This window comes from Streptomyces cyaneofuscatus (genome assembly GCF_042718795.1).
Classification (GTDB): Bacteria; Actinomycetota; Actinomycetes; order Streptomycetales; family Streptomycetaceae; genus Streptomyces; species Streptomyces cyaneofuscatus_A.
In genome coordinates, this window is sequence record NZ_JBHXOX010000012.1 from 43253 (window position 1) to 55906 (window position 12654).

Below are 12654 nucleotides of genomic sequence, written 5' to 3' on the forward strand. Positions count from 1 at the left end.
TGGCAGTGGAAGCCGGGTACGTGATCACAGAACGTATGCAACCCACTGGGGGTGCTTGCGTCAAGTGACCGAGGCAGCGACGCGTGCGCCGCTGCCTCGAATGCTTCTGCCGGGAGAGACCGGTGGGAGTCAGTCCTTCGTCACTCCAGCCCCACCGGCACCGTCGATACCGGTGCCCGCGCCCCCTGCGCCCCCTGCATCCGGGCCGAACGTACCGGCCGTCGCGTCGATGGTTCCGGGGGCCTGGACGGCCGGCGCCACCACGATGCCGGTCTTGGCGCGGCGACCGCGCTTCTCGATCCAGGTGGCCAGCGACGAGAGCAGCAGACACAGCACGATGTAGATCGTGCCGATGACCGTGATCGTCGAGACGTACGGGTACTGGCCGTTGACCAGGGTGTTGGAGGCGATCAGACGCGCGGTCTGGAGCAGCTCCGGGTACAGGATGATGAAGCCGAGCGAGGTGTCCTTGAGCGTCACCACGAGCTGGCTGATGATCGTCGGCAGCATCGACCGGACGGCCTGCGGCATCAGCACGGTGACCATGACCTGCGTCTTGCGCATGCCGAGCGCGTACGCGGCCTCGCTCTGGCCGCGCGGGACGGCGTTGACGCCGGCGCGCAGCACCTCGGCCTGGACGCAGCCGTTGTAGACGGACAGACCGGCCGCCAGCGCCCACATCGAGTAGTCGGTGAGGAAGCCGACCCAGATGGCGTAGATCGTGATCAGCAGCGGGAGCGAGCGGAACAGCTCGATGAAGGTGGTCGCCGCCCAGCGGACCGGTTTGTGGTCGGAGAGGCGTCCCACCGCGAGCAGTACGCCGAGGACGAGCGAGCCGACCGCTGCCAGGCCGAATGCCTTGAGGGTGGCGATGAGGGCGTCGGCGATGTTCTGCCGGATGCCCGCGTAGTTGAAGATGTCCCACATCGCGGGGGCCAGGTGGCCCTTGTCGGCCAGCCGCAGCACGCTGACACCGATCAGCCCCAGGATGGCCAGGGTGCCGACGACGGCGTAGATGCGGTTGCGGACGACGGCCTTGGGACCCGGGGCGTCGTAGAGAACGCTGGCGCTCATCGGGCGACCTCCATGCGACGCTCCAGCAGCCGGAAGAGGCCGCTGATGGTAAACGTGACCACCAGGTAGCCGAGGGCCACCCAGATGAAGACGGGGACGATGTCGTAACCCTTGTCGCTCATCAGCTTCTGCCAGCCGAAGAGCTCGGCGACGCTGAAGGCACCGGCGATCGCGGAGTTCTTGGTGAGCGCGATGAAGATGCTGCTCAGCGGCGGGATGACGGTACGCGTCGCCTGCGGGAGCACCACGATGCTCAGGGTCTGGGAGAACGTCATGCCGATCGAGCGCGCGGCCTCGGCCTGGCCCAGCGGCACGGTGTTGATACCGGAGCGGACCGCCTCGCAGACGAACGAGGAGGTGTAGAAGCCGAGCGCCAGCGAGCCGAGGACGAAGGGGCTCATCCCCGGGAAGAGGATCTCCGGGACGACGAAGAAGAAGATCAGGAAGAGCAGCGTCAGCGGGGTGTTGCGCATCAGCGTCACCCAGGCGGTGCCGAAGAACCGCAGCGGTGGCACCGGCGAGACCCGGAACCCGGCGATGACGACACCGAGGACCAAGGCGATAACCGAGCTGACGGCGGTGATCGACACGGTTCCTATGAAGCCGTCGCGGAACTCTGGGAAATTGTCGAGCAGTACGTTCATGAGGTCTCCGCGTCGGCGGTCAGCGGCATCAGGGCAGGGGAAGGGGCGCCCCGTACGCCCGCCCCGTGCCCCTGAGGGGCAGCGGCGGCGTACGGGACGCCTCCTGAGTCACACGCGGTGCGTCAGTGACGGGGCGTCAGCCGTGGGACGGCGGACGGCGTCAGTAGCGCTCGAGCGCCGGCGGCTCGGTGTAGGCCGAACCGGACAGGCCCAGCGTGGCCTCGTAGATCTTCTTGTACGTGCCGTCCTTGACGTGCTTGTCCAGCGAGTCGTTGATCGCGTCGCGCAGCACCTTGTCGTCCTTGTTCAGGCCGACGCCGTAGGGCTCGTCGGTGAACGGCTTGCCGACGACCTTGAGCTTGCCGGGGTTGGCGGCCGCGTAACCCTTGAGGATCGAGTCGTCCGTGGTGAGGGCGTCGACCTGCTTGGTCAGCACCTGCTGCACGCAGTCGGAGTACTTGGCCAGCTCGACGACGTCCGCGCCGTACTCCGGCTTCTTGATCTCCTGGAGCGGGGTGGAGCCGACGATCGAGCAGACCTTCTTGCCCTTCACCGACTCCTTGCCGGTGATGGAGTTGTCGTCCTTGCGGACCAGGAGGTCGGCGCCCGCCTTGTAGTACGGACCGGCGAAGCCGACCTGCTTCTTGCGCTCGTCGTTGATCGTGTACGTGCCGACGAAGTAGTCGACCTGGCCCTTGGAGATCGCCGTCTCACGGATGCCGGAGTCGACGGTCTTCCACTCGATCTGCTTGTCCGTGAAACCGAGGTCCGCCGCGATCATCTTGGCGATCTCGATGTCGAAGCCGGAGCGCTCCTTGGTCGACTGGTCCTCGAAGCCGAGGTAGGGCTGGTCGGCCTTGGCACCGATGATCAGCTTGCCGCGCTGCTTCGCCTTCTTGAAGACCGGCGAGTCCAGGGCGACGTCCTTGGCGACGGTGTACGTGGGCAGCGCGGGAGCCTCGGAGGAACCGGGCTTGGTGCCGCCCGGTTTGTCACCGGCGGAACCCTCCTTGCCACCACACGCGGTCGCGGTCAGGGCGAGGACGGCGATGGCCGCGACGGCGGCCGACTTGCGGAGCTTCATGTGAGTTTTCCTTATGCCGTAGGTCGTTGTCGTCAGTCGTCAGTCGTCGGTCGTCAGTGGTGAAGGATCTTCGACAGGAAGTCCTTGGCCCGGTCGCTGCGAGGGTTGCTGAAGAACTGCTCGGGCGTGGCCTCTTCGACGATGCGGCCGTCCGCCATGAACACCACGCGGTTGGCGGCCGAGCGGGCGAAGCCCATCTCGTGGGTGACGACGATCATCGTCATCCCGTCCCGGGCCAGCTGCTGCATGACTTCGAGGACCTCGTTGATCATCTCCGGGTCGAGAGCCGACGTGGGCTCGTCGAAGAGCATGACCTTCGGGTCCATCGCCAACGCCCGCGCGATCGCGACGCGCTGCTGCTGGCCACCGGAGAGCTGTGCCGGGTACTTGTCGGCCTGTACGCCGACGCCGACCCGGTCGAGAAGGGTCCGGGCCTTCTCCTCCGCGGCCTTCTTGTCGGCCTTGCGGACCTTGGTCTGGCCCAGCATGACGTTCTCCAGCACCGTCTTGTGTGCGAAGAGATTGAACGACTGGAAGACCATGCCCACGTCGGCGCGCAACCGCGCCAGCTCCTTGCCCTCCTGGGGCAGGGGCTTGCCGTCGATCGAGATCGCACCCGAATCGATCGTCTCCAAGCGGTTGATCGTGCGGCACAGCGTGGACTTCCCGGACCCGGAGGGCCCGATGACGACCACGACCTCGCCACGGGCGATGGTCAGGTCGATGTCCTGGAGCACATGCAGCGCGCCGAAGTGCTTGTTGACGTCGCTCAGTACGACAAGGTCGTCGCCCGCAGGCGCGGCATTCTCGGCGGCCTTGGTCACTGAAACTCCGCTCATCGGCTTCTTGCTCCGTCCTCCTCGGGTGCCAAGGACACTAATGACGCGGTGCGACCAGCGTCATTACATCTGAGCGGAAATTGAGCATAACGATCCGGCGGCAACCGGACACTCCGTGTGAAGGGGACGCCACGCGCAGCGCCGGGGCGTACCGGGTGCATAACGGAAACCCTGCTGTAACCGGCAACCCCTTGACTGACATACCCGTCATCGGAGTGGATGCCCTGTGCGGCAGAAGAACGTGAAGCGCCGCTGAACGGAATGTTTCGGCCAAAGTCCCTGGAGCCAGGGAGACGGAGAGGAGGGCCATGAGACTGCTGCTCGTCGAGGACGACGACCATGTCGCGGCGGCCCTGTCCGCCGTGCTCGCCCGGCACGGGTTCCAGGTCGTGCACGCCCGCAACGGCGAGGAGGCCCTGCGCGCGCTGCTGCCCGCGGAGAAGGAGCCCTTCGGGGTCATCCTCCTCGACCTCGGCCTGCCCGACCAGGACGGCTACGAGGTGTGCGGCAAGATCCGCAAGCGCACCGCGACCCCGGTGATCATGGTGACCGCCCGGGCCGACGTCCGCTCCCGCATCCACGGGCTCAACCTCGGCGCCGACGACTACGTCACCAAGCCGTACGACACCGGTGAGCTGCTCGCCCGTATCCATGCGGTCGCCCGGCGCACCACCAGCGGCGAGGACACCGCGCCGACGCCCGTCGCCGCCCTGCGTCTGGGGCCCGTGGCGATCGAGCTGCCCACCCGCCGCGTCAGCGTCGACGGCGCCGAGGTCCAGCTCACCCGCAAGGAGTTCGACCTCCTGGCCCTCCTCGCGCAGCGGCCCGGCGTGGTCTTCCGCCGCGAGCAGATCATCAGCGAGGTCTGGCGCACCAGTTGGGAGGGGACCGGGCGCACCCTGGAGGTGCACGTGGCTTCGCTGCGCTCCAAGCTGCGGCTGCCCGCCCTCATCGAGACCGTGCGGGGCGTCGGCTACCGGCTCGTCGCGCCGTCCGCGTAACGGGCCGGTACGTCCCCGGTGCGCACCCGTCTCCTTCCGCTGCTCATCACCCTCATGGCGGCCGTCCTGCTCACCCTCGGCTTCCCGCTCGCGGTGAGCGTGGCCGCCGCCGAACAGCAGCGCCTGGTCATCGACCGGATCGACGACACCGCCCGCTTCGCCGCCCTCGCCCAGCCCATCACCGACACCGTCCCGGCCTACGACGAGCGCCGGCTGACGCTCGCCACCGACCTGGAGGTCTACGCCTCGGTGTACGGGATCCGGGCCGGCGTCTTCTACCGCAACGACCTGGCCCTGGCGAAGGCCCCGGAGGGCTGGATGCTGCCCGCCGAGGGGGAGGGGCGCACCGCGTTCAACGAGGCGCTGCTCGGACGCCGTTCGCACGACCCCCCGCAGGTCTGGCCCTGGCAGGACGGCCGGGTCGTCGTCGCCTCGCCCGTGGTGCGCGACGGTGACGTCGTCGCCGTGGTCGTCATCGACTCGCCCACCGACGAGATGCGCTCCCGGATCCTGCGGACCTGGCTGCTGATCGCCCTCGGCGAGGCCCTGGCCATGCTGGTCGCGGTCGGCGCCGCCGTCCGGCTCACCGGCTGGGTGCTGCTGCCGGTACGGGTCCTGGACGCGGCCACCCACGACATCGCCGTCGGCCGGATGCGCTCCCGGGTCGCGGCCGCCGGCGGGCCCCCGGAGCTGCGGCGGCTGGCCCGGTCCTTCAACGAGATGGCCGACAACGTCGAGGACGTCCTGGAACAGCAGCGCGCCTTCGTCGCCGACGCCTCGCACCAGCTCCGCAACCCGCTCGCCGCGCTCCTGCTGCGCATCGAGCTCCTCGCCCTGGAGCTGCCCGAGGGCAACGAGGAGATCGCCGCCGTACGCACCGAGGGCAAGCGGCTGGCCCGGGTCCTGGACGACCTGCTCGACCTGGCGCTGGCCGAGCACGCCGAGGCGGACCTCCGGCTGACCGACATCGTCCCGCTCACCGCCGAGCGCGTCGCCTCCTGGCGCCCGATGGCGGAGGGGAAGGGCGTGCGCCTCACCCTGGACGGGGCCCCGGCCGCCACCGCCTGGGCCGACCCCGTGGCCCTCTCCAGCGCGCTGGACGCGGTCATCGACAACGCCCTGAAGTTCACCCCGGCCGGTCAGGACGTACGGGTCACGGTCACCCCGGGAACCTCCGCGACGACCGTCGTGGTCGCCGACCGGGGGCCCGGCCTCACCGATCAGGAGCTGGAGCGCGTCGGTGACCGCTTCTGGCGCTCCACCCGCCACCAGAACGTGAGCGGGTCGGGGCTCGGCCTCTCCATCTCCCGCGTGCTGCTCGCGGCGGGCGGCGGCTCGATCACGTACGAGCGCCACGAGCCGCACGGCCTGCGGGTCACCGTCTCCGTGCCGCGCGAACTGCCGCTCACCCCCTGAGGGCCTCGGCTGCTGCCGGCGGACCCGGCTCGCTCAGGGCTTCACCGAGCGGTAGTAGCGTTTGGCGCCCTCGTGGACCGCCAGCGGGTCCGTGTAGATCGCCGTACGCAGGTCGACCAACTGCGCGGCGTGCACCTCGCGGCCGATCCGGTCCCGGCTGTTGATCACGGTACGGGTGAACGCCTCGGTCATGGCCGGATCCGTACGGTCCGTGGTGATGAGCAGATTGGCGACCGCGACCGTGGGGACCGATACGCCGCGCTGGGCGAAGCGGTACGCGTCGGCGGGCATCGTGGCCGACCGGTAGTAGCGGGCCGAGCCGCCGTTCGACTGCAACTCCTTGACCAGGTCCTCGTCCAGCGGGACCAGCTTGACCGCGAACCGCTGCGAAAGCTCGTGCACGGCCCCCGTCGGGAGCCCGCCGGACCAGAAGAAGGCGTCGAGCTCCCCGGCGACCAGCCGGTCCGGCATGGTGTTGATCCCCGCCGGCACAGCGGTCACGTCCTGCGTCGGATGGATGCCCGCGGCGTTCAGCAGCCGGTCCGCGACCAGCCGCACACCGGAGCCCGGCTGGCCGACGCCGACCCGCTTGCCCCGCAGATCGGCCACGCTCCCGATGTCGGAGTCGCGCGGGACGACGAGCTGGACGTAGTCGTCGTAGAGCCGCACACAGCCCCGCAGCAGATGGGCGCCGGGCCTGCCGTCACGCACATAGGTGGCCACGGCGTCGGCGGTGGCGATGGTGAAGTCCGCCTCCCCCGTCGCCACCCGCGCGAGGTTCTGCTGGGACCCCTCACTGGTGAGGAGCTTTATAGACACCTCGGGCATGTCCTTGGCAAGGGCACCTTCCAGCCGTTCCCCGTACCGCTGGTAGACGCCGCTCGGTACCCCGGTGGAGAAGGTCAGCGATCCGCTCGGGGTCTGTTCGCGCAGGGGGAGGAGCCACCACGCGAGCAGCCCGAGCACGACCGCGAGCACGGCGCCCGCCTGAAGGGTGCGGTGCCGGCCGAATCGGGACAGAGCGTGGAGCATGCGGGCGATCCTGCCAGCTCACCGCCCCTCTGACCAGGCCCGGCCGGGCAGGGACGAAGGCGCGCCCGGCCACCGCCTACCCTGGTCACATGAGCAGCGGCAACCGGAGCGAAGAAGCAGTGGACGTCCAGAAGAGCTACGAGGTGCGCACCTACGGGTGCCAGATGAACGTCCACGACTCCGAACGGCTGTCGGGTCTCCTGGAGGACGCCGGTTACGTACGGGCGCCCGAGGGCGCCGACGGCGACGCCGACGTCGTCGTCTTCAACACCTGCGCGGTGCGCGAGAACGCCGACAACAAGCTCTACGGCAACCTCGGCCGGCTCGCCCCGATGAAGACCAAGCGCCCCGGGATGCAGATCGCCGTCGGCGGCTGCCTCGCCCAGAAGGACCGCGACACCATCGTCAAGCGGGCCCCCTGGGTGGACGTCGTCTTCGGCACGCACAACATCGGGAAGCTGCCCGTGCTGCTGGAGCGCGCCCGGATCCAGGAGGAGGCGCAGATCGAGATCGCCGAATCCCTGGAGGCCTTCCCCTCCACGCTCCCCACCCGCCGCGAGTCCGCCTACGCCGCGTGGGTCTCCATCTCCGTCGGCTGCAACAACACCTGCACCTTCTGCATCGTCCCGGCGCTGCGCGGCAAGGAGAAGGACCGCCGCACCGGCGACATCCTGGCCGAGATCGAAGCCCTGGTCGCCGAGGGCGTGTCCGAGATCACCCTGCTCGGCCAGAACGTCAACGCGTACGGCTCCGACATCGGCGACCGCGAGGCGTTCTCCAAGCTGCTGCGCGCCTGCGGGAAGATCGAGGGCCTGGAGCGCGTCCGCTTCACCTCGCCCCACCCCCGCGACTTCACCGACGACGTCATCGCTGCCATGGCCGAGACGCCGAACGTGATGCCGCAGCTCCACATGCCGATGCAGTCCGGTTCCGACCGCGTACTGAAGGCGATGCGTCGCTCCTACCGTCAGGAGCGCTTCCTCGGCATCATCGAGAAGGTGCGCGCCGCGATGCCGGACGCCGCCATCTCCACCGACATCATCGTGGGCTTCCCCGGCGAGACCGAGGAGGACTTCGAGCAGACCATGCACGCGGTCCGCGAGGCCCGTTTCGCCAACGCGTTCACCTTCCAGTACTCCAAGCGCCCCGGGACCCCGGCCGCCGACATGGACGGCCAGATCCCCAAGGAGGTCGTGCAGGAGCGGTACATGCGCCTGTCCGCCCTCCAGGAGCAGATCTCCTGGGACGAGAACAAGAAACAGGTCGGCCGCACCCTGGAGGTCATGGTCGCCGAGGGCGAGGGCCGCAAGGACGGCGCCACCCACCGCCTCTCCGGCCGCGCCCCCGACAACCGCCTCGTCCACTTCACCAAGCCCGCCCAGGACGTGCGCCCCGGCGACGTGGTGACCGTGGAGATCACCTACGCCGCCCCGCACCACCTGCTCGCCGAGGGCACCCCGCTCGCGGTACGGGGCACCCGCGCGGGCGACGCCTGGGAGAAGCGCACCACGGCGGCCGCCGCCAAGCCGGCCGGCGTGATGCTCGGCCTGCCGTCCGTCGGCGCCCCGGCCCCGCTCCCGGCCGCGGCGGCCCCGGCCTGCGGCATCGGCTGATCCGTACGCGGGACGACGGGGCGCGGCGGGCCGCACCCCGGGACAGCACGGCTCCGGACTCCGTCGGCATCCCGGGACAGCAAGGCTCCGGACTCCGTCGGCACCCCCGGACAGCACGGCTCCGGCTGGGGCCGACCGGTCCGTACGACGAGGGGTCCGCGTCCCGGCAAGTACGCTGACCGGCATGCTTGTCGCCGCCGCCGTGTGCCCCTGCCCGCCGCTCCTGGTGCCCGAGGTCGCCGCCGGAGCCGCACCCGAACTCGACCCCGCGCGCGCCGCGTGCCTGGACGCCGTGGGGGTGCTCGCCGCCTCCCGCCCCGACCTGCTCGTGGTCGTGGGCCCGGGGGACGGCCGGACCGCCGGGGCGTACCCGGCAGGCGCGCACGGCTCCTTCCGGGGCTTCGGCGTCGCCCTCGACGTCACCCTGGGCACGCCGGACCCGGTCGCGCAGGGACCGGCGCTCGCGGACTCCCTCGCCGTCGGCGCATGGCTGCTGGACCGGGCCCGCTGGGCCGGCGCACCGGTCGAGGGGCTCGCCGTGGACGGGCGCAGCCCCGCCGCCGAGTGCGCCCGGGCCGGGCAGCAGCTGGCCGCCCGCGCCGACCGCGTCGCGCTCCTCGTGATGGGCGACGGCAGCGCCTGCCGCACGCTCAAGGCGCCCGGCTACCTCGACGAGCGGGCCGAGGCCTTCGACGCCCGGGCGGCCGAGGCCCTGGGCTCCGCGGACCTCGCCGCACTGGACGCGCTGGACGAGACACTCGCGTACGAGCTGAAGGCGGCCGGCCGGGCCCCCTGGCAGTTGCTCAGCGGCGCCGCACGGGGAGCGGGCCTCGGCGGCCGGCTGCTGTACGAGGACGCGCCCTACGGGGTGGGCTACACCGTCGCCGCCTGGTCCTGAACCGAACGCACCGACGGCGGCACCGGAAGGATCCGGTGCCGCCGTCGGTGGCCTTGCCGCCGTCCGCTCAGTGGGCGGGCGGCGGGGGAGGCGGGGTCGTGCCGGGAGTGCCGGGCGTACCCGGAGTGCCAGGGGCGCCGGGCGTGCCGTAGGTGCCGGGCGCACCAGGCGTGCCGTGGTGGCCGGGCGTGCCGTGGGCGCCGGGCGTGCCGCCGTCCTTCTGGCCCAGCTTGTCCACGGCCTCCTTGGCCTTGCGCGTACCCGTGTCGATCTTGTCGCTGTACTTGCCCTTGGTCTTCTGGTCGACCGTGCGCGCCGCCTTGTCGAGGCCCTGCTCGATCTTGCCCCCGTGCTGCTGCGCGAGGTCGCCGACCTTTTCCTTGGCCGGTCCCAGCTTGGCCTTCAGGTTGTCCAGGAACCCCATTGGGTCACCTTCCGTGCAGTGAGGACGGTCTGCGGGAGCGTTCTCCCTCTCCCATTGTCCGTCACCTCTCCCTTCCTGCCGACTTTACTCGCCCTTTAGCGTTTCTCTGATGCTCTTCCACGCTTTCGGCGGTGTGCGGGAGGACCCCGGATATTTGGGAGACTGTCCCGGTGAACCGTCCCGCTTCAGCCCCCCGTGTCATCACCGTCGTCGGCCCCACCGCGGCCGGAAAATCCGATCTGGGGGTCTTCCTCGCCCAGGAGCTCGGCGGCGAGGTGGTCAACGCCGACTCCATGCAGCTCTACCGGGGCATGGACATCGGTACGGCGAAGATGACACCCGCCGAGCGTGCGGGCATCCCGCACCACCTGCTGGACATCTGGGACGTCACCGAGGCCGCCAGCGTCGCCGAGTACCAGCGACTGGCGAGGCTGGAGATCGACCGGCTGCTCGCCGAAGGCCGTACGCCGATCCTCGTGGGCGGCTCCGGGCTGTACGTGAAGGGCGCCATCGACGCCCTGGAGTTCCCCGGTACGGACCCCGAGGTGCGCGCCCGGCTCGAAGCGGAGCTGGCCGAGCGCGGCTCCGGCCCCCTGCACCAGCGGCTCGCCGCCGCGGACCCCGACGCCGCCCGGTCCATCCTCCCGAGCAACGGCCGCCGTATCGTCCGCGCCCTCGAAGTCATCGAGATCACCGGCAAGCCCTTCACCGCCAACCTCCCCGGCGACGAGCCGGTCTACGACGCCGTGCAGATCGGCGTCGACGTCGAGCGCCCCGAACTGGACGAGCGCATCGCCCGGCGCGTCGACCGGATGTGGGAGGCCGGTCTCGTGGACGAGGTGCGCGCCCTGGAGGCGTCCGGACTCCGCGAAGGACTCACCGCCTCACGGGCGCTCGGCTACCAGCAGGTCCTCGCGGCGCTCGCGGGGGAGTGCACCGAGGACGAGGCGCGAGCCGCGACCGTACGCGCCACCAAACGCTTCGCGCGCCGGCAGGACTCCTGGTTCCGCCGCGACCCGCGCGTCCACTGGCTCGGTGGCGGACACCGTGACCGGGCAGAACTCCCGCACCGGACGCTGACGTTGATCGAACGAGCGGTCACAGCCTGATCACGTGATGGCATCGGGACGCTCAGGCCGTCAATGCGGCACCCGCGCCCGTGCCATCATCGAGCATCGATCCACCAGCGGAGTCCGAGTAGGGAGGGCGCGTGGCGATGGAGGCCGGCCCTCGCGACACGGAGCAGCACGACGTACCGCCACCGCGGGAGATCGCGGGGCGGCTGAGTCCCGACGGGCCCGACGAGCAGGACGTGGTCTCCGAGGTCGAGGTCGAGCTGCGCCCCACCCGCAAACTGCGGATCTGGCAGCTCGCACCCATCGTCACGCTGGCCGCCGTCGGCTCCCTGATGTTCGCCTTCCCGCTCGCCTTCGAGTTCGGTGACGGGGGTGCCGTGGTCGCCATGCTGGGGCTCCTGATCAGCTGCTGCGCGGCCGGCTGGGGCATGATGGCGGCCCGCCGCGTCGGCCACACCTGGCCCGGCCTGCCGGCCAGGGGCTCGGGCGACCGCCTCGACTGGCGGGTGATCACGCTGTACGTCGCCACGTGCGCCGCTCTGGTCGCCCTCGCCGTCTGGCGCGTGGCCCGCCTGCGCTGAAGCCACCCGCCGAAGCCTCCCGGGGGACACCCGGCGGGTCCGGCCTCGCGGATTGTCGGTGGTGACTCGTACAGTTGCCCTGTGAGCACTTCGCAGATCACCTTCCTCAAGGGTCACGGCACCGAGAACGACTTCGTGATCGTCCCCGACCCGGACAACGCCCTCGCGCTGCCCGCGTCCGTCGTCGCCCGGATCTGCGACCGCCGGGCCGGTATCGGCGCCGACGGCGTGCTCCACGTGGTCCGCTCGGCCGCCCACCCCGAGGCCCAGGACATGGCCGCCGAGGCCGAGTGGTTCATGGACTACCGCAACGGTGACGGTTCGATCGCCGAGATGTGCGGCAACGGGGTGCGCGTCTTCGCCCACTACCTCCAGCGCGCCGGCCTCGTCGAGCAGGGCGGCCTCGCCGTCGCCACCCGGGGCGGCGTCAAGCAGGTCCACCTCGCCAAGGACGGCGACATCACCGTCTCCATGGGGCGCGCCCTGCTGTCCGAGGCGAGCGCCACGGTCGCCGTCGGGGAGCGCAGCTGGCCCTCTCGCAACGTCAACATGGGCAACCCGCACGCCGTCGCCTTCGTCGACGACCTCGCCCACGCCGGCGACCTGCTCTCCGCCCCTCCGGTCAGCCCCGCCGCGGTCTACCCGGACGGGGTCAACGTCGAGTTCGTCGTCGACCGGGGCCCCCGCCACGTCGCCATGCGCGTCCACGAGCGCGGCTCCGGCGAGACCCGCTCCTGCGGCACCGGCGCCTGCGCGGTGGCCGTCGCCACCGCCCGCCGGGACGGCAGGGACCCGGCGGTGACCGGGTTCCCCGCGACGTACCGGGTGGACCTCCCCGGTGGCACCCTGACCATCACCGAGCACCCGGACGGTTCGGTCGACATGACCGGCGCCGCCGTGATCGTCGCCGAGGGCACCATCGACCCGGCCTGGCTGGAAACGGTCGGCGGCTGACCGGCAAGCACGACCCAG

The 12654-nt window shown here is 70.8% G+C and carries 13 protein-coding genes; 7 read left to right on the plus strand and 6 right to left on the minus strand.

Annotated elements, in window-relative coordinates:
• Positions 1-129 precede the first annotated feature (129 nt).
• From ACFWRT_RS15770 to ACFWRT_RS15785, 4 genes are all read right to left on the minus strand, one after another.
• On the minus strand, positions 130-1074 hold the full coding sequence (locus tag ACFWRT_RS15770) for an amino acid ABC transporter permease (RefSeq protein ID WP_380949889.1): 945 nt from the start codon (positions 1072-1074) through the stop codon (positions 130-132).
• On the minus strand, positions 1071-1718 hold the full coding sequence (locus tag ACFWRT_RS15775) for an amino acid ABC transporter permease (protein ID WP_317817031.1): 648 nt from the start codon (positions 1716-1718) through the stop codon (positions 1071-1073). The genes ACFWRT_RS15770 and ACFWRT_RS15775 overlap by 4 nt, the downstream gene beginning before the upstream one ends.
• A gap of 160 nt (positions 1719-1878) precedes the next feature.
• The gene (locus ACFWRT_RS15780) at positions 1879-2802 is read right to left on the minus strand and encodes a glutamate ABC transporter substrate-binding protein (RefSeq protein WP_380949888.1); all 924 of its coding nucleotides are present in this window, start codon (positions 2800-2802) and stop codon (positions 1879-1881) included.
• A gap of 53 nt (positions 2803-2855) precedes the next feature.
• Positions 2856-3641 (minus strand): amino acid ABC transporter ATP-binding protein, encoded by a 786-nt coding sequence (locus ACFWRT_RS15785; protein WP_380949887.1) that lies wholly within the window; start codon positions 3639-3641, stop codon positions 2856-2858.
• Between the two features lie 308 nt (positions 3642-3949).
• Here ACFWRT_RS15785 and ACFWRT_RS15790 point away from each other — a divergent pair, with 308 nt between their 5' ends.
• Both ACFWRT_RS15790 and ACFWRT_RS15795 read left to right on the plus strand, forming a co-directional pair.
• Positions 3950-4642: a response regulator transcription factor gene (locus tag ACFWRT_RS15790; protein ID WP_003965809.1), complete on the plus strand. Its 693-nt coding sequence runs from the start codon at positions 3950-3952 to the stop codon at positions 4640-4642.
• A gap of 18 nt (positions 4643-4660) precedes the next feature.
• Positions 4661-6058, plus strand: a complete 1398-nt coding sequence (locus tag ACFWRT_RS15795; RefSeq protein ID WP_380949886.1) for a sensor histidine kinase — start codon at positions 4661-4663, stop codon at positions 6056-6058.
• 33 nt (positions 6059-6091) lie between these two features.
• Here the strand turns inward: ACFWRT_RS15795 and ACFWRT_RS15800 are convergent, their stop codons facing one another.
• A complete protein-coding gene (locus ACFWRT_RS15800) occupies positions 6092-7090 on the minus strand; it encodes a TAXI family TRAP transporter solute-binding subunit (protein ID WP_380949885.1) in 999 nt (332 codons plus the stop codon).
• Between the two features lie 89 nt (positions 7091-7179).
• On the opposite strand from ACFWRT_RS15800, the gene miaB reads away from it, so the two are divergent.
• Positions 7180-8703: a tRNA (N6-isopentenyl adenosine(37)-C2)-methylthiotransferase MiaB gene (gene miaB, locus ACFWRT_RS15805; RefSeq protein ID WP_380949884.1), complete on the plus strand. Its 1524-nt coding sequence runs from the start codon at positions 7180-7182 to the stop codon at positions 8701-8703.
• 184 nt (positions 8704-8887) lie between these two features.
• The gene (locus tag ACFWRT_RS15810) at positions 8888-9601 is read left to right on the plus strand and encodes a class III extradiol dioxygenase subunit B-like domain-containing protein (RefSeq protein WP_380949883.1); all 714 of its coding nucleotides are present in this window, start codon (positions 8888-8890) and stop codon (positions 9599-9601) included.
• A gap of 67 nt (positions 9602-9668) precedes the next feature.
• Here the strand turns inward: ACFWRT_RS15810 and ACFWRT_RS15815 are convergent, their stop codons facing one another.
• Positions 9669-10025, minus strand: a complete 357-nt coding sequence (locus ACFWRT_RS15815; RefSeq protein WP_380949882.1) for an antitoxin — start codon at positions 10023-10025, stop codon at positions 9669-9671.
• 170 nt (positions 10026-10195) lie between these two features.
• On the opposite strand from ACFWRT_RS15815, the gene miaA reads away from it, so the two are divergent.
• The 3 genes from miaA (at position 10196) to dapF (ending at position 12636) form a co-directional block, all read left to right on the plus strand.
• A complete protein-coding gene (miaA, locus tag ACFWRT_RS15820) occupies positions 10196-11134 on the plus strand; it encodes a tRNA (adenosine(37)-N6)-dimethylallyltransferase MiaA (RefSeq protein ID WP_380949881.1) in 939 nt (312 codons plus the stop codon).
• A gap of 107 nt (positions 11135-11241) precedes the next feature.
• On the plus strand, positions 11242-11682 hold the full coding sequence (locus ACFWRT_RS15825) for a hypothetical protein (RefSeq protein WP_380949924.1): 441 nt from the start codon (positions 11242-11244) through the stop codon (positions 11680-11682).
• A gap of 81 nt (positions 11683-11763) precedes the next feature.
• On the plus strand, positions 11764-12636 hold the full coding sequence (gene dapF / locus ACFWRT_RS15830; RefSeq protein WP_380949880.1) for a diaminopimelate epimerase: 873 nt from the start codon (positions 11764-11766) through the stop codon (positions 12634-12636).
• Positions 12637-12654 lie beyond the last annotated feature (18 nt).

What these genes read in the sequence shown, in the direction of transcription:
- ACFWRT_RS15815 (WP_380949882.1), bottom strand. Translation starts at nt 10,025, where the DNA reads ATGGGGTTCCTGGACAACCTGAAGGCCAAGCTGGGACCGGCCAAGGAA.
- ACFWRT_RS15785 (WP_380949887.1), bottom strand. Translation starts at nt 3,641, where the DNA reads ATGAGCGGAGTTTCAGTGACCAAGGCCGCCGAGAATGCCGCGCCTGCG.
- ACFWRT_RS15825 (WP_380949924.1), top strand. Translation starts at nt 11,242, where the DNA reads ATGGAGGCCGGCCCTCGCGACACGGAGCAGCACGACGTACCGCCACCG.
- ACFWRT_RS15775 (WP_317817031.1), bottom strand. Translation starts at nt 1,718, where the DNA reads ATGAACGTACTGCTCGACAATTTCCCAGAGTTCCGCGACGGCTTCATA.
- ACFWRT_RS15800 (WP_380949885.1), bottom strand. Translation starts at nt 7,090, where the DNA reads ATGCTCCACGCTCTGTCCCGATTCGGCCGGCACCGCACCCTTCAGGCG.
- ACFWRT_RS15810 (WP_380949883.1), top strand. Translation starts at nt 8,888, where the DNA reads ATGCTTGTCGCCGCCGCCGTGTGCCCCTGCCCGCCGCTCCTGGTGCCC.
- ACFWRT_RS15780 (WP_380949888.1), bottom strand. Translation starts at nt 2,802, where the DNA reads ATGAAGCTCCGCAAGTCGGCCGCCGTCGCGGCCATCGCCGTCCTCGCC.
- miaB (WP_380949884.1), top strand. Translation starts at nt 7,180, where the DNA reads ATGAGCAGCGGCAACCGGAGCGAAGAAGCAGTGGACGTCCAGAAGAGC.
- ACFWRT_RS15790 (WP_003965809.1), top strand. Translation starts at nt 3,950, where the DNA reads ATGAGACTGCTGCTCGTCGAGGACGACGACCATGTCGCGGCGGCCCTG.
- ACFWRT_RS15770 (WP_380949889.1), bottom strand. Translation starts at nt 1,074, where the DNA reads ATGAGCGCCAGCGTTCTCTACGACGCCCCGGGTCCCAAGGCCGTCGTC.